The following is a 25,936-nucleotide window of genomic DNA, read 5'->3' as shown; positions in this document are numbered from 1 at the left end:
TACGGTTCCGCACGCCAAGCCAAACCACTGCGGAACACGCGAAAAGTGCCGGGAGACAAGATGATCGAAATACACACTGGTGACTCTGTCGTGGTCGGCATCGATGGTTCGACAGCTGCCGTGTACGCCGCCCACTGGGCGGTCGCCGAAGCCATCGCCCGAGATGTCCCGCTGCGGCTGGTGAGTTGCGTACAAGGACCGCAACGCTCGGATCGAATGGTCATCGAATACGCCAGGACCTCCCTGCGTGCGGCTCACGCCGCCATCGACGACACCGCCGCGCACGTCAAGGTCGAGACCGCCGTCGTAGTCGGAGACCCGACGGCAGCTTTGATCAGCGAGTCCCGCCACGCCGCGATGGTGTGCGTCGGCTCCGTCGGGATCGGCCGTTTCGCAAAAGCGCTGCTGGGTTCCACCGCCGCGGGCGTGGCTGAGAGCGCAGCGTGTCCGGCGGCAGTGGTCCGCAGTTACGCACCGCACCGGCGGTCGCCGGCGGGGTCGATCCTCGTCGAGGTCAATGACTGGGAAGAGAACCACGATGTGTTCGCCGCGGCGGTCGCCGAAGCGCAACTGCGTGGACGGCCCGTTGTGGCGGTCGGCGTGTGTCCGCCCGAGACCGGAATGAGCGGCCGCCAGGAGCTGCTGCGCCGTTGTGCGGTGTGGCAGGACCTCTACCCCGACGTGTACATCACGGCGGTACCCATCACCACCAGTTTCGTACGGTTCCTGCAGACGACGTCCGAACCGATCAGCCTCGTCGTTGTCGGTGCCCGCGAGGCTGCCAAGCTCGTCAAAATTATTGGCTCACACGCCGACGCGAACTCCGACAACCCCTCTGTGCTCGTCGCACGGGCCTGAAATACCTGAGGTGCAGGTGGCCGCGAACGGCCACCTGCACCTCGTCAACGATCTGACTATCGGGCCTGCGGCCGGGCAACCAGCACCGGGCACTCGGCATGCTGAACCAGCCGGTGGCTCGTCGACCCGAGGAACCAGCCGGCCGCGTTTCCATGCCCGTGAGTCCCGGTGACGATCAGCTGTGCGCGCTTGGCATAGCCCAGCAGGACGTGCCCCGGATGACCGGCGGCGATGACTCGGCGGACCGCAACGTCAGGGAACTTCTCCTGCCATCCGGCCAAGCGCTCCGCCAACAGCATCGCCTGCTGGTCCTCACGGGCCGGCCCCGGCAGCTCTTCCCACGTCGGTTCGATGTAGTCGAAATAGGCTGGCACATAACTCGATACCAGAACGGCGAGCAGATTCGCACCGCGCAGTGACGCCTCCTGGAAGGCCCAGCCGATCGCCTCCTCACTGTCGGGGGCACCACTGACGCCAACAACGACAGGTCCACCGGCATGGAGGCCCGGCGCGCGCACCACGACAACGGGGCTGTGGCCGTGCGCGGTCAGCGACACCGCCACCGACCCCGCCAGGAGCCCCGTGAATCCGTGCAGCCCACTCGATCCGACAACCGTGAGGAAGGCGTCCTTGGACTGCTCCTCCAGCAGCTGCGCGGGCCGGCCGACGAGGTTATGGATGGACACCTCCACCTCGGGTGCGAGCGCCTGCACCCGCTCTCTGGCTTCGTTGAGGAAGTTCTGCCCCGACGTCTCCACGAACTTGAAGAAGCTCTCGGACGCGCCCGGGTTGAATCCCATCACGAAGTTGCCGTAATCGACGGCATGGACCAGCCGCAGCGGCAGGTTACGCAACTGCGCCTCGCCGATGGCCCACAGCAACGCCTCCAGCGACGATCTTGATCCGTCGATGCCGACCAAAATGTATGGGCGAGGAGATAATTCGGTCATGATGTCCGCTCCAGACGAAGGTGCAAATCCCGACACCTTCAACGGTACGGGCGTCGACTGCCCGGTGCTATGGCCAAAAGTCACTCGCCGGCCGAGCCCAGGACTAAGGCTTCGCGCCGAGGCGCGTTTCCGGTGACTACTCGGTGTCGCCGACCGCTTCGAGGCGCTCACCCACCCGCGCGAGCGCCTCGTCGAACACATCGACCTTCTCGCCACGCTTTTCGTTGGCGGGCTGCGCGGCGCCCCGGCCACCCTCGGATTCCACCCGAGCCGCGCCCTGCCGCCGCAACAAGCTGAAGTTCTTCTCCCGCGCTTGCCGAAGCCTGCGCTGCAGTTCCTTGAGTGCTTTCGAATCCATCCTGGCCAACGCCTCGGGATGGCTCTCGGCGATCAGCTCGTTTTCCTGCGGGGTGAGGTTCACGTGGTTGGTCATGACTGATTCATACCCGCGACAGCGATAACGGCCGGCCGAATCACTCGACCGCGCGCCCCTGGCGCGGCATAATTCTTTATTGACATGACTGCAACCATCGACGCCCGCGACGTGGGCACGCTGCCGCTCGCGCCGAAGAATCCGCTGCCGTTACGGCAGTTGTTCGCCACCCGGCAACTGCACACCGGGCTGGTTCTGCTGAGCGAAGCCGGCGGGCCCGTCAGTCGCATCGCCGTCGTACCCAAGCGCGTCGCGCCGCCCATCGTGCTCGTCACGTCTCCGGCCGGGATCCGCGACGTGCTGGGCCGCACCGACAACCTCGCCGAGCGCTCCACGATCCACGAAGAAGTGCGCAACGTGGTCGGCGACAATCTGTTCGTCCTGCCCAACAAGGCCTGGCCACCGCGCCGGCGCGCGCTGCAGCCGGTGTTCACCAAGCAGCATGTCGACCGCTTCGGCGGACACATGTCCCAGGCCGCACAGGCGAGCGCCGACCGCTGGCGCGACGCTCGTGACGTCGACCTCGACATCGAATGCCGCCGGCTCGCGATGCGGTCCCTCGGCTACTCGATTCTCGGGCTCGACATCAACGAGCACAGCAACACCATCGCCGAGAACATGCACGTGGCCTCGCGCTACACGGCTGACCGCGCCCTGCGACCGGTCAAGGCGCCGCAGTGGCTCCCGACGCTGGGACGCCGTCGGGCGCGCGCCGCGGTCGCCCGGATGCGCAAGATGACCATGGCGGTCCTGCAGGACTGCCGCGCCAACCCGGACCGCGATGCGCCGCTGGTCAAGGCGCTGCTGGCGGCCTCGGACCCCGACACCGGCCAGAAGCTCTCCGACGACGACATCTGCAACGACCTGCTCATCTTCATGCTGGCGGGCCACGACACGACGGCGACGACGCTGACGTACGCGTTGTGGCAGCTCGGGCGTAATCCCGAGATGCAGGACCGGGTCGCGGCCGAGGTCGCCGCGATCGGTGATCGGGAACTGACCCCCGACGACGTTTCCCGGCTCACCTACACCGCCCAGGTGCTCAACGAGTCGCTGCGGCTGTGCCCGCCGGCGGCGGGTGTCGGCCGGACGGCGATGCAGGACATCGTGGTGGACGGCCACCGCGTCGAAGCCGGCAGCATCGTGGCCATCGGCATCAGTGCCGTGCACCGGGACCCGACGTTGTGGGACCACCCGCTGGCCTTCGACCCCGACCGGTTCAGCCCGGACAACGCCAAGACCCGCGACCGGTGGCAGTTCATCCCGTTCGCCGCCGGTCCGCGGTCCTGCATCGGTGAACACTTCGCGATGCTGGTGACGACGCTCGCGCTGGCCACCATCGTGCGGTCGAACCGCATCGAGTCGCTGCACGACGACTTCCCTCTCGAATCGCCGTACACGACCGTGGCGAAAGGCCCCATCCCGGTTCGGGTCGCCGCGCGGGTGTGATGCCGGCGGTGGCCAACGCGCGGAGCCTGCTCGACTGGGACCACAACGCCTACTATCAGCGCCTGCTGCTACGGCAGCTGCCGCCGCGATGCCAGCGGGTCTTGGACGTCGGCTGCGGAGCCGGCGGATTCGCCGTCCAACTCGCCCAGCGCAGTGACCACGTCGACGCGGTCGACCGCTCGGCGGTGATGATCGCCGAGGCGCGGCGCCGAGTCCCGGCGAATGTGAACTGCGTTCAGGCCGACGTGCTGACCGACGGCCTGCCGGCAACCGACTACGACGCGATCGTGTCGATCAGCGCACTGCACCACATGCCGCTCGACACAGTGCTGCCGCAGCTGGCCGACGCTCTTCGGCCCGGCGGTGTCCTGGCGGCGATCGCGCTACCCAGGACAGACCTGCGGCGTGAGTGGCCACACGAGCTCGGCGCCGCGCTCGCACACCGCGCGCTCGGTGTCCGGTTCCGCGCAGAGCGGCTACTGGGAACCGGCTCCGGGTTCGCGAAGACGCCGGACCACGACGTGATGCCGGTGGTTCTGGATCCACCGCTGACGACGCGCGAAGTCGCCGCACAAGCCGCGGCTCTGCTTCCGGGCGCCCACGTGCGGCGCCTGCTCTTCTGGCGCTACCTGCTCGTCTGGCAGAAGCCGGCCACGTAGCCACGCCGAAAAGGCGTTGACGGTATCTCGGCAGCGTGCCATTCTGTCCGACTGCCCTGTTTCCGACCCACATCACACACCATGACTCTGACGAACGACGAAATAACCGAACTCGCAACCGAATTCGCCGACGACGACCGCACGGGTCGCCGGCCGATCAGCGATGTCACGGCGTGGCTGAACGACGTGCACCCGATGGCGCGTGTGACCCTGCATGCACTCGGTGAGTTGCTGGCCGGCGTCTCCGACCTCGACAGGGCCGAGACCGCCGACCGGTTCACCGCCCGTGCGCTCGGGGTGACCGACTGCGGTCAGCTGATCGATGAAACCCGCGATCTGAATCCGGTGGCCCGCTTGACCACGGCATTGGCACTCGGTGAGTGGATCACTGAGCACGAGGATGTGTGCCTGGTCGGCCCCGGCGAGTACTCGCATCCCCCGATGTGGACGCAAACCGAGATCGGCGGACGGCAGTACCGCCACCCGCTGAGCTTGCGCGTGCACTTCCCCGCGGGGTCCCTGTTGCCCGAGGCCGGGTGCGTCATCAAGATCGAAACCCGCGAGTCGTTCAACCACTCGGCCGAGGTCAGCGTCTACGTGACGCCCGAGCATCAGGCCGAGGCCCGCGTCCTGCTCGACAGGCTCGCTGAGCGTGCCAACGCGCTCAACCCGTACCGGGGCCGGGCGCTGCGCGCCACCGATGCCCACGGTTTGCAGCTCACGGTGATCGAGCTGCCGCCGGCCGTCAGCCGATCGAATGTGATTGTGCCCCAATCAGTGTGGACCGAAGTCGACCTCGGTATCGCAGCAGTCCGCGATCGTCACGGCCTGCTGAACGCGCACGGCCTGGGCGCCCGCCGCGGCGTGCTGTTGTGCGGTCCACCCGGCACCGGCAAGTCCGCGGTGAGCGCGGTCGCAGCCAGTGAGGTGGTCGGCGACTTCACCGTGATCTATGTCGAGGCCCGCGCCGGAGCGGACCTGCTGACGGTGGTCGTCGAGGAGGCCCAACGCCTGGGCGGCCCGGTGCTGCTGGTTCTCGAGGACGTCGATCTGTGGTGCCGGGATCGCTCCGTCGGCGGCGGCGGGCTGTCAGAGCTGCTGCAGGCCATGGATATCGCCCCCGACGCCCGCATCTTGACGCTGGCATCCACCAACGACGTCGCGACGCTGGACAAGGCGGCGATCCGCACCGGCCGGTTCGATTCGGTCGTCGAGGTCGGTTATCCCGACCGCGTCGGCGCGGCCCGCATCCTGTCGGTGTTGCTCAGCGACCTGCCCGGCGGCGCCGATGTGAACACGGCGGCGGTGGCCGCGGCCCTGCCCGAGCGCACCAGCGGCAGCGACATCCGCGAGATCGTCCGCCGTGCCCTGCTCGCCGGCAATGGCGAAGCGATCAGTACGGCGGCGCTGCTCGCCGAACTGGGCACCGGCCGCTACCGCGCCGAGCCGCCGGAAGGCATGTACCTGTAGAGCGGCGGGACCAACGCACCCGGGCTCAGGTGCGGTCGCCGGAAGACGTGAGCCTGTCGAGCACGTCCAGCGCCTCGCGGCACCAGTCCACCCAGGCCTGCTCGGTACGCAACCCCGCCTTCAACACGAGGTGGCGGAGGACGTCGGCGTCGGCGACCGGCGCAGCGAAATCACGGGCATCGATCTCGCGGTAGTTGGCCAACATCGCTTCGTGCGCGACGAGGTGATGCGCGATCACGGCGCGCACGGCCCCGGTCTCGCCGAGCGCCGCGGCGGCGCGCACCCGCACGGCGATGGACATCCGCTCCGGCGCGGGATCATCGATGCCACAGAGCCATTCACCCAAAGCCGCCCGGCCGGCCGGTGTAATGCTGAAGCGCTTGGGCTGGCCCCGCTCGGGGCGATCGGGAGTCGAGGCCTCAGCCAGCCCTGAGGTCTTGAGCTTGTCGAGTTCCCGGTAGATCTGCTGGTGTGTCGCCGGCCAGAAGTAGCCGAATGCCCGATCGAACCGGCGAGTGAGCTCGATACCGGTCGATGCCCGCTCCGTGAGCGCGGTCAGGATGGCGAATTGCAACGACATGGCGTGATCGTAAGTCCCGTGAGGTTTTCGTCGGTGGAGCGCAGCGGCAGCAGTCCTGTCATGCCCGTTATCCAATCTGTTGCATAAAAGCGCGACGGCAGCCAAAACTGATGATCGACGCTACCCAAATACGACCAACTGCCAACATGTTCGAAACCATGCAGCTACACGTCAGCGGCCGCCCAATCCCGATTATGCGACTAGTTGCATAATCACTCCAGCGCCACTAGAGTCCCGTTCAAACACGGTCTCCGATTCGAAGGGCTATCACCACCATGGGTCTGCCTCCCGTCCTCGCACAGCGCCTATCCCTGCCGGTGGTCGCATCGCCGTTGTTCCTCTGCTCCGGTCCCGACCTGGTGAAGGCGGAGTGCCAGGCCGGCGTCATCGGCTCGTTCCCCGCGCTCAACGCCCGGCCGTCCAGCCTGCTCGGCGATTGGCTGGATGAGATCCAGGAGTCGAACGCCGCCTACGCCCTCGCCAATCCCGACGCCATCGTCGCGCCGTTCGCCGTCAACCAGATCGTGCACCGCTCCAACGACCGTCTCGAACACGACATGAGCGTGATCGTCGAGCACAAGGTCCCGATCGTGATCACCTCGCTGGGCGCACGACCCGAGATCAACGATGCGGTGCACTCCTACGGCGGCATCGTCCTGCACGACATCATCAACAACGAGTTCGCGCACAAGGCCATCGACAAGGGCGCCGACGGCATCATCGCCGTCGCAGCCGGCGCCGGCGGCCATGCCGGCACCCAGTCCCCGTTCGCGCTGGTCCGTGAGATCCGCGAGTGGTTCGACGGTCCGCTGCTGCTGTCCGGCGCCATCGCCCACGGCCGGTCCATCCTTGCCGCGCTCGCCGCGGGAGCCGACTTCGCCTACGTCGGTTCGGCATTCCTCTCCACCGACGAAGCCAACGCGGTGCCCGAGTACAAGCAGATGATCGTCGACTCCACCGCGTCCCAGATCGTGTACAGCAACCTCTTCACCGGCGTGCACGGCAACTACCTGCGCGGCAGCATCGTCGCCCAGGGCCTCGACCCGGACAACCTGCCCGAATCCGATGCCTCGGCAATGAATTTCGGCTCGGGTGGGAACACGGACGCCAAGGCGTGGAAGGACATCTGGGGCGCCGGTCAGGGCGTGGGCAGCATCAAGGAACGCCTCACGGTCGCGCAACTGGTCGAGACCTTGAAGACGCAGTACGTCGAGGCTCGACAGGACCTGCTGAGCCGAGTGCTCGACGACGAGGTTCTCGAGCCGGTGCACTAGCCCGCCTGATACACCACCGCACCGTCGTACACGGTCGCAGCCACCAGCGAGGCGTCCAGCGCAGCCACGACGTCTCGCGGTGGCGCTGCCAGCAGGCACACGTCCGCCGGCAGGCCCACCGCCAGCTCCCGCGGCACATCCGGCTGCTCAGGTGCGCCGAGAAACATACCCAATGCCGTTGCGGCGTCGATCCTTTCATCCGCTCCCAGCACGCTGCCGGCGGGCGTCGTGCGGTGCACCGCGGCGCGCATCGCCGCCCACGGATCGGCGTCCCCGAACGGCATATCGGTCGACAGCGCGACGGGTATCTGCGCACCACACAGCGACGCCACCCGCCACAGCTGACCATGCTCGTCAGCGGGCACGTCGGTGAGGTACTGCGCGCCGCGCTCGGCGACGAAATTCGGCTGGGTCACCACCAGCACGCCGAGGTCCCGCAGGTCGGCCAGGCAGTCGTCGGGAATGACGGCGCCGTGCTCGATGCGATCCCCCGCAAGCGACCCCGCCTGCCGCAGCGCGGCGATCGCGACGACCAGCTGCATGGCCGTAACACAGTGCAGCGCAACGATTCCGCCCTGCCTGTGCCGGGTGCCGATCCAATCGGCCAGCGCATCGAGGTCCAGATCGTCGTCGTGCAGGATGCGCTTGGCCGGCGCCAGGACTTCGACGCGCTGGCGCAGTTCGCCATGCCGGCGCGCCTCGGCGAAGTCCATCACATCCTCGGCAGTCAGGTCGGGGGTCGCGTCGGTGACACCGGTGACACCGAACGCCGAGAGGCGCCAACTGATCTCGCCGAGCCCGGCGTCGCTGCGCTGCAATGCATGCGTCCAGCCGCGGTCCGCGCTGCGCAGCCGGCCGTCGGGATGGCCGGGCAGGCCGACGGCCGCCAACCCCGCGGAGTTCAGTGTCCACAGGACCCCGCTGCGATGCTGGACGCGCACCGGCACATTCGGGGAAACCTCGTCGAGCACTGTGCGATCCAGCGGTCCCGCGACGGCCTCGTGGTAGCCGACGGCCCGAATCCAGCCGTCCACGCCGATGGCGGCCTGCGCCAGGACCGCACGCAGCGCGTCGCGGCTGCGCACCTCCCCCGGACCGACCCGCACCGACGTCAACGCCGCTGCCGCCGAACGCAAGTGGACGTGATGGTCGTGTAGTCCCGGGATGACGGTGCCACCGGCCGCGTCGAGAACGTCCTCCCCAGCGACCGGCTCGAGGTTGTCGGCAATGGCCTCGATGCGCCGGCCCAGCCGAATATCGACGGCCCGACCGTCGAGCAGCGTGGCTCGTTGAATCAGCATGTCCCGGAATCCCTTTCACGCACGATGTCCCGCACCCGCGCGTTGTCGGCACCCAACTCGCCGGCCCGCGACGACAGCACGGGCGCCACCGGGCCGGCTACCGGACCAACGCTGCCCCCGGCCGTGAGCGGTAACGCGGCGTATTCGGCCGCCACGGCTGCCAGGGCGACTTCGACGACCTCACCACCACCGCGCCGCAGCGATGCCGCCACCGCAAGCGCGGCGTGCATCCCGGTCAGCGGATCGGCGATCGCGTCACCGCAGAACACCGGTCCGCTGCCCGCCGGGTCGGAGCCGACCAGGCCACCGGAAACCGCGGCATCATCACCGAACCCGACCCAGTGGGCGTGGGCCCCCGCGGTGCCGTGCCCGGTGACCCGCAGCCACACCCGGCCGTCGCGCGCCGGAACATCGTCCGGCCCCAGGCCCCGGTTGACGAGAGCATCCGGGCGTGACGACTCGATCACCACATCGGCCACCGACAACAACTGACGCAGCTCGTCATGCTGGCCGAAATCGGCGGCGTAACAAAGCTTTCCGGCGTTCATCCAGTCGAAGAACCGTCGTTCCCCCTGCCGGGTGCCGTCCGGCCGCAACGGGCTCTCCACCTTGATCACCGTCGCGCCGGCTCGGGCCAGCAGCTGTCCGCACAGCGGACCGGCCCACATCGAGGACAGGTCGACCACCAACACCCTGGCATAGTCCCAGAACCGTTTTCGGTTGCCGTGCCGACGGACCACGGGTGCGGCCGCAGCGGTCTCCCCCAGCACGCCAACGGGAAGACCGAGCAGACGCGCACGCTCCGCAGCAGCGGCGACCTGACGGCGACCGGCCCACTCGGTGATCGCCGGCCACAGATGATCGATCGGCACATCGGATTCGAGCAGCGCCGGTACCGCGGCGACGTCATCGGGCCGCGCCAGGGTGAGGGCGAACCATCCGTCCCGCCCGGCGATCAGCCGCGTGGCGCCGCCGGCGCTGGTCCGGCCTTGCCGGTGCAGCCCCGACAGCGCGGCCCGCCCCGCGAGGAGTTCCGCGGCGTCGACCTCGATGCCGAGCTGGCCGGACAACTCGGATGCGACCGCCCGTGCCCGAGTCAACATCGCGGCGCGGCTGACGTCCGGTGGTCCGTCCGGCATGCCCGTCAGCGCGGCCAGCCCACTGACCGACCAGTCCCGCGCCACCTCATCACTCACGCGCAGACCGCATCGACCAAGCCCCAGTCCTGCGCCGTCGCCGCGCCAAGCGTCGCCCCGGACAGCACCAAATACGCTGTGCGCCAGCGACCGATCCGTCGCGTGATGCTCACCGTGCCACCGGCTCCGGGGATCAGGCCCAGCGCCAGCTCCGGCAGGCCGAGCATGGCATCGGGGTGACAGGTCACCTGCCCGCAGAACGCGGCCATCTCCAGCCCGCTGCCCAATACCTGGCCGTGGACGACGGCCCGGCACGCCGCACCCAATCGCGCGGTGATCTCGTCGAGCACCAGGGCCGGGCTGAAGCGCGTGCGGGCCAGGTGCGCCGACGCCGGATCGTCGAACGTCCCGAATTCTGCGAGGTCCCCGCCGCTGCAGAACGACGGACCGTTGCCGGTGAGCACCAGACCCGTCACCGAGGTGTCCAGACGAGCGACCTCCAGCGCCTCCAGCAGTGCCGCCCGCGCGTCGGTGGAAAACGCATTGTGGCGCTGGGGGCGGTTGAACGCGACGTGCAGAGTGTCACCATCCCGGTGTGACACCACCGGATCCGGGAGCAGCGGAACGGTTTTCGGTCCACGTGCGGCCAGCCAGCGCGCGAACTCCCGACCGGACTGCAGCGTCGAATACGCGAGCGATTCGGTGATCACCCCGGCGAACGTCGGCGCCGCGGGGTCGAACGCGCGCAGCACGTCGTCGCACACCGCAGCGGTCTGCTGCCACGTGGCGACGCGTTCGGCGATCTGCGCCAGCGCCGCGTCCACATCGGGCACCTGCACGGTCCTGCGGTCCGCACACGGGTGGTCGACCAGCGTGAAAGTCGCTTGCTGCAGCCAGAACTCGGCGTCATCACCGGCCGGGTCGCCAACCCCGATCACCAGACCGGCGGCAGCCGGGTCAGCGGCGAGATCGACGACCCTCAGTTCGTCAGGCAATGGACACCCGGTCCTCGGCCTCACGGTGAGCCAGCGGCACGTTCTCGCCTCCTGCGGATGTGGACATCCGGATCATGCCACTTCCGCCGCGGATTGAGGTCTAGTCGAGCTGGACCCGCACCGTGACCCGGCCCTTGTCGTCACGCGTCGTGATCGCATGCCCAGAACGGTCGGCGCCGCGAAAGTTGAGCAGAGTGATGGGGGCGCCCTCGCCGAGGAAGTTGCGCCACCAGCTCTTGGAATCCGGTGCCATCACGCTGACGATGACGTCGTCGCCGGACAGCCGGTAGTTGACAGGGGTCTGGAAGCTGCGCCCCGATTTGCGACCCGTGTAGCGGATCTCGACCAGGCTGCGGCCGACGATGTCGCCGAGGACGGGCACAGTCGTCAGACCGACCGCGGCCTTATTGATCGCGCGGGTGACCGGGTTGTCGAAAAAGGTGCTGGACATGATCGCCAGGCTAGCGCGGGTGGCGCGAGTCGGCCGGTCTTGATCACGCGCACTCGCGACAGACGTGTCCCTGCGATCGGTCAGCCGCCAGCTCGCTGACTTCCCGGACGTGAATGCAACGGATGCAAATGAATTCATTGACCTGCTGCGGCGTACGAGCCAGCTGCTGCGGGCTGTCGTAATCGATCGTCACGTGGTCTGACCTTTCCAAGACGACACCGCACATGCGGCGCGTCCGCACCGAATGCCCGTTCGGCGTTCGGACTAAACCAAACTTCCAACCATCCGCGCGCGGCAGGCCTCCGAATCACTGGGTAAAGCAGGGCATTTTTGGGAAATGTCCTAGGCAGTCGAGCTGAAGCCGTTACCGAGGAGAGTCTGTGACAGACGTGAAGCAATCCGCGCCTTCATTGCGCGTGCTGGTTACCGGGGCCACCGGTTACATCGGCGGTCGTTTGGTGCCACGCGTCATCGAAGCCGGCCACCGAGTGCGCGTGATGGCGCGGAACCCGGACAAGATCAGTGACGTGCCCTGGGCGGCTGATGTGGAGGTGGTGCAGGGTGACCTCACCGATGCGGCCACGCTCGGCGACGCCTGCCGAGACATCGACGTCGTCTACTACCTCGTGCACTCGATGGGCAACCCTGGCGAGTTCACCGAGGCCGAACGCCGGAGCGCAGAGAATCTCGCGTCCGCCGCGCGCACCGCCAACGTCAAGCGCATCGTCTACCTGGGCGGCCTACACACCGAATCCGACCGGCTGTCGACGCACCTGCGGTCGCGCAGCCAGGTCGGAGAGATTTTGATCGATTCCGGCGTCCCGACCGTCGTGCTGCAGGCCGGCGTCGTCATCGGTTCCGGTTCGGCGTCCTTCGAGATGATCCGCCACCTGACCAACCGGCTGCCCGTGATGACGACGCCGCGCTGGGTCAACAACCGCATCCAGCCCATCGCGATACGCGACGTCCTCTACTACCTGCTGGCCGCCGCCACGGCCGAGGTGCCGCGTTCACGCACCTATGACATCGGTGGATCCGACGTCCTGCGCTACGGAGAGATGATGCAGATCTATGCCGATGTCGCGGGGCTGGCCAGGCGCAGGATCGTGGTCCTGCCCGTCCTCACGCCCAAACTCGCCGGATTGTGGATCGGGCTGGTAACTCCAGTTCCACCTCGCATCGGCCGCGCCCTGATCGAGTCCCTGAGCACCGACTCTGTGGTGACCGAGCACGACATCGATGAGGTGATTCCGCCGCCGCCCGGGGGCACCACGGGATACCGCGACGCCGTCAGGTTGGCGCTGCGCCGCATCGAAGACGGCGAGGTAGAAACCACCTGGGCCAACGCGTCACCGACCGGCGCCCCCGCCGACCCCCTGCCGTCGGATCCCAGCTGGACCGGCGACGCCATCTATACCGACGACCGAAGCATCGACTGCGACGCGGCCATCGAGCAGGTGTGGCGCGTCGTCGAGGGCATCGGCGGCGAACGCGGCTGGTACTCGTTTCCGCTCGCCTGGACGGTCCGCGGCTGGCTCGACGTACTGACCGGCGGTGTCGGCCTGGCACGCGGCCGGCGCAACCCGAACACCCTCTATACCGGCGACGCCCTCGACTTCTGGCGCGTGGAACGCATCGAACGGCCGCATCTGCTGCGGCTGCGTGCCGAGATGCGCGCCCCGGGCCGAGCGTGGCTGCAATGGGAACTCCAATCCCGCGACGATGGCACCACCCGACTCCATCAGCGGGCCATCTTCTTTCCCAAAGGTCTTGCCGGACGGCTGTATTGGTATGCGCTGATGCCGTTTCACGGGATCATTTTCACGGGCATGATCAAGAACATCGGCGCCGAAGCGGCAAAGGAGGGAACTATCGCCGCCCAGTGACCGTCACTACGTCCGGCGGCGCCGGTTGATCCACCAGATGTGCGTCGACAGTGCGGTCGCGAAAGCACACCAGGCGGGATAGGCGGCCAGGGGCGCCGCACGTAGTTGTCGTACCTCGAGGGCGCGTCGCGTCAGGTCGGCGCTGCTGACAGTCAGCGCGGCAGCGGTCAGTGCCGCAGCACCGAGCCGGTGACGATTGAAGAAGACCCACGACCAGCTGGCGTTGAGCCCCAGATTGATCGCGAGTGCCGTACCGAAGCGACGGGCGGCGCGGACTTCGCCTGCGTCGACTAGGCGGTCGACCGTATCGGCGGACACGACAGCGATGTCCGCATACAGCAGCGGCCAGACGATGGGGAACACCTGCCGGGGCGGCTGATAGTTCGGCTTGCGCAGACGCGCGTACCACGGTGAGGCAACTGCTGGGCCCGTTGCCGTCCCTCCCACAATGGCAGTGGCAGCTACAGCGGCGGCCGTGGCGCCGATCGTTTTCAGCTTCATGGTGCGGTACTCCTGTGGTGAATTGGGGACGTGGTCGATCGGGCGGGCTGCAAAGCGGTCACGTTTCAACGGGAATCGCGATCTCGTTGCGACGTCGGCACGGCAGCGTCCATGGCGGGTCGTAGAACCAGGCCGACGGGTCGCCGATGGCGGTGAATCCATAGTCGCGGAGCGTGTCGCGCAGGTCAGCGGTGCGCCGGGCAATGCTGTCCGCGCCACGATCACCGCTGAAGCGCAGTACCGCAACGGTTTCCGCCGGAATCTGAACCAGCTCGACGCGCGCGTCCTCAGGTACGGGCAACGCCTCCAGCGTCGATCCCGCCGGCATGAAGAACCGGACAACCCAACCCCGGTCATGGCTGCCCTGCTGCCCGACCGGCGCCGTCATCGCGATTCGATCGCCCTGCCGGTTGCCCCCGAAAATGTAGGCGGCCAAGCTCCGGAATCCCTCGCCACGTGCGTCTTCCTCATCTCCGTGCACCGTGATCTGAGCGGCGATTCGTCGTCCGTACCTGCGAATCTGCACTGCGCCGGCCAACGGCTCCGCATCGTACGGCGGCTCCTCGACGCCGCCGCGGATCCCGACCGTCGACGTGACCGGTACCAACAACTGCGTCGTGAACGTTCGCATCTGGCTCAGCACATCGCACGCCTTCCCGTTTCGACTACTCCGTCGAACGTGATTCGGAGCCGACGCGCCCGCGGATGGCCTGAACCTCAGTGGTTCGCATCGCGGAAGCGGAGCTGTCGCCGATGAGTGGACAGTTGTCGGCAGCTGTACACCCTCTCCCGTACGGTGTGTCTGTGAGTTTCGCGATTGACAGGTCAGTAGAGATCGACGCACCGGCCGAGGTGGTCTGGCAGGTGCTCACCGACGGGGCCAGCTACGGCGAGTGGAATCCGTTCTGCATCGAGTGCTCGTCGACGTTCGAGCCCGGTAGCCCGATCGACATGAAGGTGGTGCTGATCGGCCCGCCCAAGAAGCAGCGCGAATACATCAACACCTTCACCCCGGGCGTCGAGTTCAGCTACAACATGAAGCCCGCCCCGCTGGGACTGCTGCGCAGCGAGCGCTCGCACCGGCTGACCCCGCTGCCCGACGGTCGCACCCGCTACGACTCGCACTTCCAGCTGTTCGGCCCGGTGTCCCCGATCGTCGCCGGCCTGCTGGGCCGCGCCCTGAAAAAGGGCTTCGGTGGCATGACCGACGGCGTCAAGAAGCGCGCCGAGTCCCTCCGGTAGGCGAGCGCCGCGCCGACGGAGCGGCGCGGCCGAGACGCGGCCCTCGACCGATGAATTTCGCCGTCGGGTGCAGTCTGATCTACATGGGCAGACTCATCTATGGCTTCAACGTGTCGGTGGACGGATACATCGCCGACGCACAGGGCAGCATCGACTGGTCCGAACCGAGCGACGAACTGCATCAGTACTGGAACGACTTCGAGTGGGAAACGGCCCTGTCGTTCTACGGCCGGCGGCTCTACGAGCTGATGGCCGCGTACTGGCCGACCGCCGACCAGGAACCGGATGCCACCCCGCTGATCGTGGACTTCGCCCGCATCTGGCGGAACATGCCGAAGGTCGTGTTCTCGCGCACGCTGGATTCCGTCGACTGGAACTCCCGCCTGGAACGCGCCGACCCGGTTGCGGTGGTGTCGAAGCTCAAAGCCGAGACCGACGGCAATCTGGAGATAGCCGGCGCGACACTGGCCGCGCCCGTCGTGCAGGCCGGGCTGGTGGACGAGTACCGGATCGTGCTCGTGCCCATCGCAGTCGGCGGCGGCACCCCGTTCTTCCCGACGCTGCCGTCATGGATCTCGTTGCGACTGTTGGAGAACCGCACGTTTCCCTGCGGCACCGTCCTGCTGCGGTACGAGGCGCAGCGCGACTGAGGGCGGCCCGGCTAACGCGCTGACGCGACGATGATGTCCACGGCCTCGGCCACGCTGTCGGTGCAGTGGATCAGGTCAAGGTCGGATTCGGAAATCTTTCCTTCGGCCAGCATCGTGTTGCGGATCCATCCGATGAGGCCCGACCAGTAGTCGACGCCCAGCATGATGATCGGAAACGCGGTGACCTTGCGGGTCTGTACCAGGGTCAGGGCTTCGAACAGCTCGTCGAGGGTGCCGAATCCGCCGGGCAGGCACACGAACGCCTGCGCGTATTTGACGAACATGGTCTTGCGCACGAAGAAGTAGCGGAAGTTGATCCCGAGATCGACCCAGTGGTTGAGGCGCTGTTCGAACGGCAGCTCGATGCCCAGACCGACCGAATAGCCGCCGGACTCGCTGGCCCCACGGTTGACCGCCTCCATCGCTCCCGGACCGCCTCCGGTGATCACGGCGTAGCCCGCGTGTACCAGCGCGGCGCCCAACTCCTCACCCAACCGGTATTCGAGCGAATGTGGTTCCGTGCGGGCGGAGCCGAAAACCGTGACTGCCCTGGGCATTTCCGACAGGGCATCGAAACCGTCGACGAACTCGCCCTGGATCCGCAGCACGCGCCAGGGGTCCGTGTGTAGCCACTGGGTGTCACGGTGACTATCCAGCAGGCGCTGATCAGCGGTGGTGGCAGCGCATCGGTCGCGACGAAGTTGCACCGGGCCGCTGATCTGGAGGTCGCCGTCGTCGTCCAGGTTGTCGTTCTCGTTCACGTCGGCCAGCGTATGGGAAGCCGGTGCTCACCTGAGTTTCAGCTGGCCGCCGCACCGGTGCGGATCAACTTGGCGAGATCCTCACGGTCGGAGATGTCGAGCTTGATACAGGCCCGATACAGGTGGCCCTCGACCGTGCGGACCGATACCGTCAGTCGGTCGGCGATCTCGCGATTGCTCAGCCCGGCGGCAACCAGGTTGGCAATCTCACGTTCGCGCACCGTCAACGGCAGGGGGTGCGCCGCCAATTCCAGTGCGGGAGTGCGCACTCCCCCGCACTGCGCGGCCAAACGGTTGGCGACGGCGGCGGCCTCGGCGCTGCGTCGCCGGTCGTCCGCCGCCGCGAATGTCGCCGATGCCTGCGCGGCTGCGTCGAGAGCGGACAGCAGCGCGCCGAGCTGCTCGAATTGCTCTGCGGCAGTGAATAATCCGGCACCGTCGCGCTCGCTGACGGCCCGGGCATGTGCCGTGATCACCGCCGCCATGCGGCCGCCGACTCCGGACGCGACCTCGATCAGCCGGTCCGCGGCGCTGTGGTCCCCGAATCGCACTGCGTCATGCAACGCCAGCATGGTCACCGCACACTGGCCGGAACTGTCGGCCAACCGGGCCGCATCCAATGCCAGTTCGATTGCGGCGCTGACGTTTCCCTCTGCCGCCGCGAGCCACGATTCGGCGATCCTGAGCTGTGGGCCGAACACCGCGACGTGCCGGCCGGAGCGGACTTTCAGCTCGGCGACCATCTTGGCCCCAGGCTGCACGTGGCCCAATGCGCAGTACGACTGCGCCAGCAGCAGCCGGGCCGGGAAGCTCCATGAAGCCGCCGACTCTGCCGTCAGTGCCGCCACCGTCTGCTCCATCCGCGACACCGTCTCGACGAAATCGCCGCGGGCCAAACCGATGGTGCCGACCAACACGTTGGCCATCCCCCACGCCAGATACTGGCCCGACGAGGTGATCTGCATCATGACGGCAGATCGGCTGCTCGCCGCGTCGAATTCGCCGGCGAGCACCAACGCCCGCACCTCCCCGAACGCGGTGAGATAACGGAGCAACCCGTCCGCCTTCGCGCTGGCCATGCGGCCCCGGCGCGCCAATACCGCCACCTCTTCGCTGCGTCCCATCAGTGCCAGTGCGAGCGCACCACCGAAGGCCGCCCACTGCAACGCGACCGGATGCGCGATGGGCTCGGCCAGCACTCGATTGGCCATCGCCACGGCCTCGGTCAGCCGGTTCTCGAAAGCCAGTGTTGCCGACGCCGTGCCGTCGATGATCGGTACCAGCTCGGGGCTCGTGATGCGCTCGCGGAGCAGGGCGAGCACTTCATCGGAGCCCTCGGCGTCACCCATTGCCCAGTGCAGGTTGGCGATGCGGGCCCATCCCCACCGCAGCAACTCAAGTTCGGTCATCTGCTCGGGGTCGAACGAGCTGAGCGTCTCCTCGGCCTCGGTCGCCTTGCCCTGCCACAGCAGCGAACGCGCCAGCAGTTCGCCGGCCTCGAGACCACCGCCCCGGTTGGTCGCCGCGCGCGCCAGCCGCTCACCCAACGTCACGTTCGTGAGGGCGATCGCCTCCCTCGCCGCCGTGACGAGCAGGTCCAGTTCGGGGACCTCGTCGCTGTCCAGCGTCAGCTCCGCCAGCCGGATCCGGTGCGCCGAACTGTTCAGCGGCCGGTCCCGCATCGCACGAACGAGCTCGCCGCGAAGTCGGCGGGCCGCGGCCATCCCCAGCCGGCGGCGGATCACCTCACCGAACAAGGGGTGGGTGAAGCGCACGTCGATGCCACCCGGTTCCTCACCGACCCGCACCAGACCGCGGCTTTCCGCCTCTTCGACGACCTCCGCACCGACGATGGCGGTCAAGGTGTCCAGGTCGAGGGGCTCACAGAAGGTCAACAACCGCAGCGCGTGCAGCACCTGGTCGGGCAACTGGTCGACCCTGGAGTCCAGCAAGGACGCCAGCTCCGAGGTGACCGCGGCGCGGCCCCGCAGCTGCCACACGCCCCGAACCTGCCGCAGAGTTCCCGCCTCGATGGCGCCTTCCACGAGGTGGCGGACGAACAGTGCATTTCCGCCCGAGGCCTGCCACATCAGCTCGGCGGACAGACCCTCCACCTGTCCGCCCAACGCCTCTTCGATGAGGCCGACGCACTGCTGCTGGCTGAACGGCATCAGATGCAACCGCTGCAGATACCGGTCCTTCCACAGCGACGTGATCGCGTCGGGGACCGGCGCGCCGGCCCGGACCGTGGCCACGATGCGCACCGACCCGTCCAATGCCAGCTGGTGCAGCAGCGTCGCCGACAGCTGGTCCAACAGATGCGCGTCGTCGACACCGATCACCGAATGACCTTCGGCCAGAATCGTTTCGCGCGCCGCGGACAGGAATGCCACCGGATCACGCGACGTCGCACTGCGCACAAGGTGGGCGAACACGCCGAGCGGGATGCCGCGCGCCGACTCGGTCGCCGCAACCCAGTGCGCGCGCACCGGCAACGACTGGGTGACCAGCCGGGCGAGTGTCGTTTTGCCTACGCCCGCATCACCGACCAGGACGATGCCGCAATCGCCGGATTCCCCGAGCAATGCTCCGCGAATCACCGAGAATTCACTGTCGCGGTGAACGACCGGCCAGTTCTGGGCCACGGCGCACAATTCTACCGGCCGGTTTTCGCTGTTGAAGGCGTTATGACCGTGAAATATCGGTCCGCTTTTCGGGCCGGTAGCTAACGTCCGGCCCGAAATACGGGCGTTACATCTTGTCATGCAGATCGGACACCATGTCGAATAGCGTCTTGTTGTTGTGGGTCCTGGTAAGGACTTTCGCCAATGTCGTAATTTGGTCGAAGACCGAGCGAGTGGTGTTCTGCTTTTCGTCGAGCGGCTCGGTGTCCGGGGCCAGCAGGTCGACCACCCGGTAGTCCGCGCCGTCGGGGCCGATCAGCGGCGAGCCGTCGGTGTTGGTGCCGTTCAGCATGTTCATGATGTCCTGCGGCTGAGCCATCGTGATCACTCCTGTCGCTCGGGCAGCTACCGATCCTGCGCCGGCCGCAGTTCCGATGCCACAGGCGGCGGCAAAATCGTTGGGCGACAAGCCGTCTGCGACGTTCATGTCGCAATTGCCGAACGGGTTGCAGCCCATCGGCAGGCCTTGATTCGCGCCATATGCTCCGTCTGTGTACTGATGCGCGATCTGGCCGGGCAGCAGTGGGTTGGAGCCGTACGACGCAGCGATCACCCGAAGTCCTTTGGGCCGCGATACCCACATGGTGTTGAAGTCGCCCTGGTTGGCATAACCGATGATGCGCGCCGGATTGCCGGCGTATTCGGCGAGGTTGTCGTACAGGGCGTTGATCCAGGCGGATCCGTCGCCGCCAGGGTTCCCGCCGCTTTCGACGTCCAGCATCAGGACGACCCTGGGGTGCAGTCCCCCGTTGGCGTCGATCATCTGCCGCACCGTGTTGGCGTTGTCCTGCCAGTTCGGGCGCACGTAGGTGTAGACGATGCCGCAATCCAGCCGGCCGGTGTCCAGCGCATTGCGCATCCACGCATAGTTCTGCGCGAAGTTGGAATCCCGATGCGTGCCGTCGCATACGCGGATGGACAGAATCTTGTACGGGTAGGAATCACTGACCGGCACCTGGAATTCGGACACGTCGGCGAAGAAGCTGTCGACGTGAGCCTGAGTCGGGGGTGTGCCGTCCTCGACGATCGGGCCGGCCACGTACCAGTGGTCGTTCCAGTAGTTGCTGTCGGAAGGGAGGGCCTTGGGCGTGGTGCAGCACCCCCAGGAGCCCGACGATTCCATCGCGACGCCGTCGACGACACAGTTCATGTGCGAGTGGGGACCGCCGTCGCCTTCATGGTGCAGGTTGATCACCACCGGCGCGTCGCCGGGCACGTCGCTCAACGATGCGACGTGCATCAGATCGAATGGTCCGACGTGTTGCTCGCCGAACGGCAGGTACCGATACGACTCGGTGGACAGACCTTGCCTGCCCCAGACCATCTGGTCGCCGTTGAACACCGCCGAGAGTACGTCGGTCACCAGGCCCGAACAGTCACAACCCACGCCGCGATCGTTCGGATCCCAGGTGCCGCCGTAGACGTAGTCGTCGCCGAGCCGGTCGAAGAATATGCGTTTGGCGAACTCCACGTCGCCTCGAGTGACGGTCATCAGTGCCTCCTTTGATGAAGTGATGGGAACCCAGTGTCGCGACGAGAGATGCAGGGCCGCACCAGTAGCCCACTACTCGAATCGCTCCGCATCGGCGCACCCGATATTGCGGTGACGCCGCAATGGTCGAGTAGCGGGCTACGCGCGTGTTCGAGCCGCCGGCGGCGCAACATCGTTGGGGCATAGGCGAACCGGATCGCAAGCTGACACGGCGACTCGGTGGTCCTTGCCAGCACCGAGGAGGTCATCATGAGCCTGGTTGCCATGGCGTCGGTCGCGGTCGCGCGCGACCTCGCACCGGTCGGTCAGCCGCTGAACAGCGTGACAATTGGCGCCGGACAGGGGGTTTCACCGTCACCGGCGCCGTCGGGCGGAGTGCCGGACGCGCAGCCGGAGATGCCGGCCCCCGGACCGACGGCGACGTTGCGTCGGCCAACTGATATCGCCCAAGTGACCCCGCCGGCACCGCTGATCGATACAGCTGCCGGATTTGCGCAGTTGCTGGCCGCCCAGATCCCGGCCGAGGCACTCGTCGCCTACACGACGTTGTTGGCATTGTTCGTCGACTCAGGCCCTACATACAACACCGGCCGGTGGGTGCTCTACGGCTTTTCGGTGATCGCCTGCGGTGCCATCATCCTCGCGACCTATTGCGCCAAGCGGAATTACACGTTGCAGCACGGGGACGGTGTGAGCGCGCTATGCGTCATGCGCCCGCCGTACCTGCCGATCGCGGCAGCCATGTTGTCGATGGCCGTATACGGATTGACAGTGCCCGGGTCACCACTGCAATACAGTGTGCCCGACGGCGCGTTCACGATGCTGTCCGGCACGCTTGCCGTCGGCGGAGCACTGATGATGACGATCCTCACACCGTTCCTGGGCACGGGTAATGCCGCCGTCCCGGTAGCGAATTCCGAGCCCTGACATCTGAATTCGCATATTCGAGTAGTCGACTACTCGATACAGCCACCCGCCACCGTCATTAGCTTCGAATCCAGCAAAAGGGAGGTGCGCGATGGCGTTTCAGAGTCCGTCCAAGGCGTCGGAGTCCACCCAGGAACTACGCCTCGCGACGACGATGACCGGCGGTGTCAGCCTCGCGATCTGGATGGCCGGGGTGACACGTGAGATCAATCTGCTTGCCCAGGCGTCGGAGTGGCGACTGAGGGGCGGTGACCTTCCCGCCTCGACGCTGACCACGGCGGCGGAAACATCCCTCAAGCTCTACGCCGAGCTGATCGATCTGCTCGACGTCGTTGCCGACGTCGACATTCTGTCGGGAACCAGCGCCGGCGGCATCAATGCAGCATTCCTCGCCTGGTCCCGAGTCAAAGGCGCCGACCTGGGCAATCTCCGCGAACTCTGGCTCGACCTGGGTGCGCTGACCGACCTTTTACGCGATCCCACAGATGCCAGCACGCCGTCGCTCCTCTACGGCGACGAACGCATGTTCAAGAGCCTCGACGCCGAGATTCCGACATTCACGCACGGGCCGTTCCAGACCCAAAGCAGTGGTGATCTGCCGTCTACGACGCTCTACATCACGACGACACTGCTCAACGGCGAGACCAGCAGGTTCACCGACTCCTTCGGTACTCAGGTCCAAGACGTCGACCGGCGCGGCGTCTTTACCTTCACCGAGCAGAACCTCACGAATGGCAATGCCGCGTCTGCACTCGCGTTGGCCGCGCGCAGCAGCGCCTCGTTCCCCGCCGCGTTCGAGCCCTCCTTCATCCCCTTCACAGAAGGAACCGTCAGGTCGGGAGACGTGCCCGCCCGACCGCCGATGGCACGCTTCACCAACTTCACCCGGCCGCACTGGGTCGCCGATGGTGGATTGCTGGACAACCAGCCCATTGACGTTGTGCTGCAACGAATCTTCGATCGGCCCGCCCAACGACCGGTCCGCCGGGTCCTCCTGTTCGTCGTGCCGTCCTCGGGACCGACACCAACCGTGGAGGAAGCTCCGCAAGATCGACTCGACGAACCTCTCGGACTCGTCGACGCGCTCCTCAAAGACCTCACCGCAATGACGTCGCAATCGATCTCCGTCGACCTCCGTGCCATCCGCACCCACCAAGACCGGATGCACGCGCGCGCCAACACAAGACTGCATCTCGCACAGCTCGCCATCAATCTGGGGTCCGACAGGCCGCTGCTGACCCCGCGGCTGCTGACGGACTACGCGCAGCAAGAAGCCACCCGACACGCGCAGGCCGTCACCGCCGCCCTGCTTCGCCAGCTCAGCACGTGGCCCGCGGCGAACGGCTCACCGCAGAGCATCCCCATGAGCTGGGAAGCAAATCTGAAGATCGGGGGCGACGCCGAAAACCTCTGCCGCACAACGATCACCGAGTCCATCAAGGCTCATTGGTTGTCCCCTGGCGGATCGCTTCCGACCAGCACAGCCGAACTCGCACGGTACGGGCGGCCGGCCTTCGACCTTGCCAAGGCGTGCGCCATCGTCATCGTCCGGGCCGCCTACCAGCTCGCGACGACCCCAGAGGAAATGGCCGCCATCTCAACAATCGCCGCCGGCATCTCCAACGCGTGCCCGCCGCCCGAACCGTTCGACCTCGGCGACCTCATCACCAGGGTCTGCACCAACACACAGACCCGGAACCGATCACTGGACGAGGCAGCCAAGGAAATCGCCAAGGCCTATCTCGAACACCTCGAAATCGACGAAACAGCCTGGGCGCAAATGGGTTCCGCCATCGCTGACGGACGGAACACTCTGGACGACATTGCCAAGCAGTCACTGACTATCAGGCGGGCAGCCGACGCCGTCCGCCCGCCTGATAGTCAGCACCTCAACCAGCTGAAGACCTATCTCACCTATCTTGGGGAGGAATCCACATCGGGAACCGTGGCCACCAAGCTGTTCAACCTCGCCGCGACCCAGCGGGCGATGCTCCCCACCGACGCGGACGTCGAGCAGTCGCTGGAACTGATCCAGGTCAGCGCCGATACCCGCTGTCAACTCGCGCCCGATTTTCAGACGGCCACCGAGAAACTCACCGGCATGCAGTTCCACCACTTCGGCGCCTTCTACAAACGGTCATGGCGTGCCAACGACTGGATGTGGGGTCGGCTCGACGGCGCGGGATGGCTGGTACACGCCCTTCTCGACCCACGACGCGTGCAGTGGATCGTTCCAACACCCGAAGCCAACGGGGCAGTCAGCCGGGCGCAGTGGTTCGTGGACAAGCTCGGAGCGATCGGGGCGCCCGACATTCCGAGCGCGAACTCGGCGCCTGCCGCGGTCCTCACAGAACTCCGATTCCTCGACAACCCAGACCAGCCGATGCCGACCAGCCTTCCCCACACATCCATGTGGCTGGCGCAGTCGTGGCAGAGAAGTGTCCTCGACGAGGAACTGGATGCGCTCGCTGATGCCGTACTCGACCCGCGAGCGGGAGAACCCCCGGACTGGAGCCCCGAAACGACTCTCGGCTGGGCCGAATCGGTCCGGGCCGCCTCGGCATCTACCAAATACGGATTGCTGCCCGAAAATCCCATTGCCGCGGAGACATTCGCCACTGATGGTGGCTCCCCACTCATGTCGTGCACCATCGCCAAAGCCGTGGCCACCGTGACCGCGGCGGCCGGTTCCGTCGAACAGCTACCAGGCGTTCTCAAGCCACCACTGAACGTCACACGGATGATGACCGTGGGTGCGTATCGCGCCGTATGGTGGGCCAAAGGCGACGCGCACCGGATCATCATTCTCGGCGCATCGCTTCTCACTCTCGGCGCAATACTTCTCATTGTCAGCGCGGCAACCGCGCTGCAGGGCTCGATCCTCGTGGGACTGTTGGGTCTGTTAGTCGCCGGCGGGACAGGCGCATATCTCATTGCTCTGGGAATGTGGCAGCACTCCAGCAGACCGTCACTCGCCCGTGTCGCCGACCCGCTCACGCGCAACGATGACGCGTGTCCTGCACCGGAATCGGTTCGGCGCTTCCACGTATCGCTCGCCACACCACGGGCTCTAAGGGCGCGGTCCGCGAGCCGTCCGTTGTCGAGATGATCACAGGGCGTATCTCGCGCCTTCTGAATCACGTTGTCTGTCAACCATTTTCATGGCAAACGAGCCGTCAAGCTTCTGGAGGGAGCACACCAATGCCACTACCATACGGGCCCGGAGCCCACTGAACAGAAATCGAATACTGGCAAGCCTGGTTCCAGCGCGTGTACCGCGCGTACGCGCCCGCAAAAGACCGGGTTTACGGCGACAGTGACGTCGCCGCCGTCACCGAGATGCAACGGCGCCTCGGGCTGCCGCAGACCGGCATCTTCGACGACGTGACCGCCCAGGCGGCCCACTACGTGCCGCCGCCACGGAACCTGCGCCCCATCATGTTCACGGTCGAGGGCCACCTGTCGGACATGTTCCGCGGACCGGCGGCAGACACGGCAACAATCCTTGAGAACGCAGGCCTTTGCCACCACCAGCCCGTCGGCTACAACAACGGAGCACTCCCGTTCGACAACGAGAGCGGGATCAACGAGCTCGCCCGTCTGCTCGGCGCCACTCAGATGGACAACGGCGTGCCGTTCCCGGAGGGCACGCCATGGTCGCTCGGCATCTACTCGCAGGGCGCGATCGTGGGTTCGTACTTCTACTTCCGGTACCTGCAGCCCGGGCAACCACTGGCCTGGCGCACACCTGACCTCAAAGGCGTTCTGGCATATGCCAACCCGTGCCGGCAGACCGATTCCATCGCGCCGTGGGCCACACCCCGGGTGACAGCGACCGGCACCCATGGCCTGGACCCGATTCGGCGGTTCGGGCTACCCGGTTTCCCCGCCAAGCCCGACAACTGGATGGACGTCTACCGCGAAGGCGACATTTTCGCCGAGAACAGCGACGACCAGGCGAGCGCGGTCAAAGCCGCCGTTTACGAGGCGGTGATGAACGACTGGATCAGCAACCCGTTCTCGCTCGCGGGGCAGATCGCGTTCACGCTCCATGCGCCCTTCAGCGAGGCGTTCGCCGTTATCGAGGCGATGATCAGCGGCGCGGTGTTCCTGGCCAGTAACCCGAACCCGCACTATGCGCCGTTCGAGCTCGAGGGCGGCACGCGGTGGATGCGGGACCGACTCATCAGCGGATCCGTACTGGCTCCTCAGCCCAGTCCGGTGGTCGTCTGAATCC

At 66.7% G+C, this 25,936-nt stretch carries 24 protein-coding genes; 11 read left to right on the top strand and 13 right to left on the bottom strand.

Annotation, left to right across the window (positions count from 1 at the left end; genetic code table 11):
• Nucleotides 1–60 precede the first annotated feature (60 nt).
• A complete protein-coding gene (locus BR47_RS0104345; protein WP_029118706.1) occupies nt 61–858 on the top strand; it encodes a universal stress protein in 798 nt (265 codons plus the stop codon).
• Nucleotides 859–914: 56 nt separating this feature from the next.
• On the opposite strand, the gene BR47_RS0104340 is transcribed toward BR47_RS0104345, so the two are convergent.
• Entirely contained in the window at nt 915–1,808 is an 894-nt protein-coding gene (locus BR47_RS0104340) for a universal stress protein (protein WP_029118705.1), read from the bottom strand.
• A gap of 136 nt (nt 1,809–1,944) precedes the next feature.
• Entirely contained in the window at nt 1,945–2,241 is a 297-nt protein-coding gene (locus BR47_RS0104335) for a hypothetical protein (protein ID WP_020100067.1), read from the bottom strand.
• A gap of 84 nt (nt 2,242–2,325) precedes the next feature.
• On the opposite strand from BR47_RS0104335, the gene BR47_RS0104330 reads away from it, so the two are divergent.
• The 3 genes from BR47_RS0104330 (at nt 2,326) to BR47_RS0104320 (ending at nt 5,819) form a co-directional block, all read left to right on the top strand.
• Nucleotides 2,326–3,690 carry a cytochrome P450 gene (locus BR47_RS0104330; protein ID WP_020100066.1) on the top strand — a complete coding sequence of 455 codons (1,365 nt, stop codon included), beginning with the start codon at nt 2,326–2,328 and terminating at the stop codon, nt 3,688–3,690.
• Complete coding sequence (locus BR47_RS0104325) at nt 3,690–4,349, top strand: class I SAM-dependent methyltransferase (protein ID WP_231506649.1); 660 nt, start codon at nt 3,690–3,692, stop codon at nt 4,347–4,349. Before BR47_RS0104330 ends, BR47_RS0104325 begins: the two co-directional genes overlap by 1 nt.
• A gap of 81 nt (nt 4,350–4,430) precedes the next feature.
• Nucleotides 4,431–5,819 carry an AAA family ATPase gene (locus BR47_RS0104320; protein WP_029118703.1) on the top strand — a complete coding sequence of 463 codons (1,389 nt, stop codon included), beginning with the start codon at nt 4,431–4,433 and terminating at the stop codon, nt 5,817–5,819.
• Nucleotides 5,820–5,844: 25 nt separating this feature from the next.
• On the opposite strand, the gene BR47_RS0104315 is transcribed toward BR47_RS0104320, so the two are convergent.
• Nucleotides 5,845–6,399, bottom strand: a complete 555-nt coding sequence (locus BR47_RS0104315; RefSeq protein WP_029118702.1) for a PadR family transcriptional regulator — start codon at nt 6,397–6,399, stop codon at nt 5,845–5,847.
• Between the two features lie 275 nt (nt 6,400–6,674).
• On the opposite strand from BR47_RS0104315, the gene BR47_RS0104310 reads away from it, so the two are divergent.
• Nucleotides 6,675–7,673 (top strand): NAD(P)H-dependent flavin oxidoreductase, encoded by a 999-nt coding sequence (locus BR47_RS0104310; protein WP_020100062.1) that lies wholly within the window; start codon nt 6,675–6,677, stop codon nt 7,671–7,673.
• Here the strand turns inward: BR47_RS0104310 and BR47_RS0104305 are convergent.
• The 5 genes from BR47_RS0104305 to BR47_RS34100 all read right to left on the bottom strand — a co-directional run bounded on the left by BR47_RS0104305 (nt 7,670) and on the right by BR47_RS34100 (nt 11,782).
• A complete protein-coding gene (locus tag BR47_RS0104305; protein WP_029118701.1) occupies nt 7,670–8,974 on the bottom strand; it encodes an amidohydrolase family protein in 1,305 nt (434 codons plus the stop codon). The two genes, BR47_RS0104310 and BR47_RS0104305, sit on opposite strands and share 4 nt — an antisense overlap.
• On the bottom strand, nt 8,968–10,170 hold the full coding sequence (locus tag BR47_RS0104300) for a CoA transferase (RefSeq protein ID WP_029118700.1): 1,203 nt from the start codon (nt 10,168–10,170) through the stop codon (nt 8,968–8,970). The genes BR47_RS0104305 and BR47_RS0104300 overlap by 7 nt, the downstream gene beginning before the upstream one ends.
• Nucleotides 10,167–11,048 (bottom strand): enoyl-CoA hydratase/isomerase family protein, encoded by an 882-nt coding sequence (locus tag BR47_RS0104295; RefSeq protein ID WP_177127343.1) that lies wholly within the window; start codon nt 11,046–11,048, stop codon nt 10,167–10,169. Before BR47_RS0104295 ends, BR47_RS0104300 begins: the two co-directional genes overlap by 4 nt.
• A 157-nt stretch (nt 11,049–11,205) precedes the next feature.
• Nucleotides 11,206–11,556: a PNPOx family protein gene (locus BR47_RS0104290; RefSeq protein WP_029118698.1), complete on the bottom strand. Its 351-nt coding sequence runs from the start codon at nt 11,554–11,556 to the stop codon at nt 11,206–11,208.
• 43 nt (nt 11,557–11,599) lie between these two features.
• Nucleotides 11,600–11,782: a DUF4193 family protein gene (locus BR47_RS34100; RefSeq protein ID WP_029118697.1), complete on the bottom strand. Its 183-nt coding sequence runs from the start codon at nt 11,780–11,782 to the stop codon at nt 11,600–11,602.
• A gap of 154 nt (nt 11,783–11,936) precedes the next feature.
• Here BR47_RS34100 and BR47_RS0104280 point away from each other — a divergent pair, with 154 nt between their 5' ends.
• Entirely contained in the window at nt 11,937–13,442 is a 1,506-nt protein-coding gene (locus BR47_RS0104280; protein ID WP_177127334.1) for an SDR family oxidoreductase, read from the top strand.
• A gap of 6 nt (nt 13,443–13,448) precedes the next feature.
• On the opposite strand, the gene BR47_RS0104275 is transcribed toward BR47_RS0104280, so the two are convergent.
• Together BR47_RS0104275 and BR47_RS0104270 are read right to left on the bottom strand one after the other, a co-directional pair.
• Nucleotides 13,449–13,943, bottom strand: a complete 495-nt coding sequence (locus tag BR47_RS0104275; RefSeq protein WP_029118695.1) for a TspO/MBR family protein — start codon at nt 13,941–13,943, stop codon at nt 13,449–13,451.
• A 58-nt stretch (nt 13,944–14,001) separates the two neighbouring features.
• On the bottom strand, nt 14,002–14,574 hold the full coding sequence (locus BR47_RS0104270; RefSeq protein WP_051128429.1) for an SOUL family heme-binding protein: 573 nt from the start codon (nt 14,572–14,574) through the stop codon (nt 14,002–14,004).
• Nucleotides 14,575–14,747: 173 nt separating this feature from the next.
• Here BR47_RS0104270 and BR47_RS0104265 point away from each other — a divergent pair, with 173 nt between their 5' ends.
• Nucleotides 14,748–15,185 carry an SRPBCC domain-containing protein gene (locus BR47_RS0104265; protein ID WP_029118694.1) on the top strand — a complete coding sequence of 146 codons (438 nt, stop codon included), beginning with the start codon at nt 14,748–14,750 and terminating at the stop codon, nt 15,183–15,185.
• Between the two features lie 83 nt (nt 15,186–15,268).
• Nucleotides 15,269–15,835, top strand: a complete 567-nt coding sequence (locus BR47_RS0104260) for a dihydrofolate reductase family protein (RefSeq protein WP_029118693.1) — start codon at nt 15,269–15,271, stop codon at nt 15,833–15,835.
• Nucleotides 15,836–15,846: 11 nt separating this feature from the next.
• Here BR47_RS0104260 and BR47_RS0104255 read toward each other — a convergent pair whose 3' ends face one another.
• The 3 genes from BR47_RS0104255 to BR47_RS34190 all read right to left on the bottom strand — a co-directional run bounded on the left by BR47_RS0104255 (nt 15,847) and on the right by BR47_RS34190 (nt 20,772).
• Nucleotides 15,847–16,596: an LOG family protein gene (locus tag BR47_RS0104255; RefSeq protein ID WP_020100051.1), complete on the bottom strand. Its 750-nt coding sequence runs from the start codon at nt 16,594–16,596 to the stop codon at nt 15,847–15,849.
• A gap of 38 nt (nt 16,597–16,634) precedes the next feature.
• Nucleotides 16,635–19,241, bottom strand: a complete 2,607-nt coding sequence (locus BR47_RS0104250; RefSeq protein ID WP_029118692.1) for a helix-turn-helix transcriptional regulator — start codon at nt 19,239–19,241, stop codon at nt 16,635–16,637.
• 106 nt (nt 19,242–19,347) lie between these two features.
• Entirely contained in the window at nt 19,348–20,772 is a 1,425-nt protein-coding gene (locus BR47_RS34190) for a glycoside hydrolase family 25 domain-containing protein (protein WP_231506647.1), read from the bottom strand.
• A 249-nt stretch (nt 20,773–21,021) separates the two neighbouring features.
• Between BR47_RS34190 and BR47_RS0104235 the strand changes: the two genes are divergently transcribed.
• The 3 genes from BR47_RS0104235 to BR47_RS0104220 all read left to right on the top strand — a co-directional run bounded on the left by BR47_RS0104235 (nt 21,022) and on the right by BR47_RS0104220 (nt 25,932).
• The gene (locus BR47_RS0104235; protein WP_141772176.1) at nt 21,022–21,699 is read left to right on the top strand and encodes a hypothetical protein; all 678 of its coding nucleotides are present in this window, start codon (nt 21,022–21,024) and stop codon (nt 21,697–21,699) included.
• A 91-nt stretch (nt 21,700–21,790) separates the two neighbouring features.
• Nucleotides 21,791–24,808, top strand: coding sequence for a patatin-like protein (locus BR47_RS0104230; protein WP_029118690.1), 3,018 nt, complete (start codon nt 21,791–21,793; stop codon nt 24,806–24,808).
• Nucleotides 24,809–24,939: 131 nt separating this feature from the next.
• Nucleotides 24,940–25,932: a peptidoglycan-binding domain-containing protein gene (locus tag BR47_RS0104220; protein WP_141772177.1), complete on the top strand. Its 993-nt coding sequence runs from the start codon at nt 24,940–24,942 to the stop codon at nt 25,930–25,932.
• Nucleotides 25,933–25,936 lie beyond the last annotated feature (4 nt).

The sequence above is a fragment of the Mycobacterium sp. UNC410CL29Cvi84 genome (genome assembly GCF_000686745.1).
Classification (GTDB): Bacteria; Actinomycetota; Actinomycetes; order Mycobacteriales; family Mycobacteriaceae; genus Mycobacterium; species Mycobacterium mucogenicum_B.
This window is presented reverse-complemented; position numbering and strand designations above follow the sequence as displayed.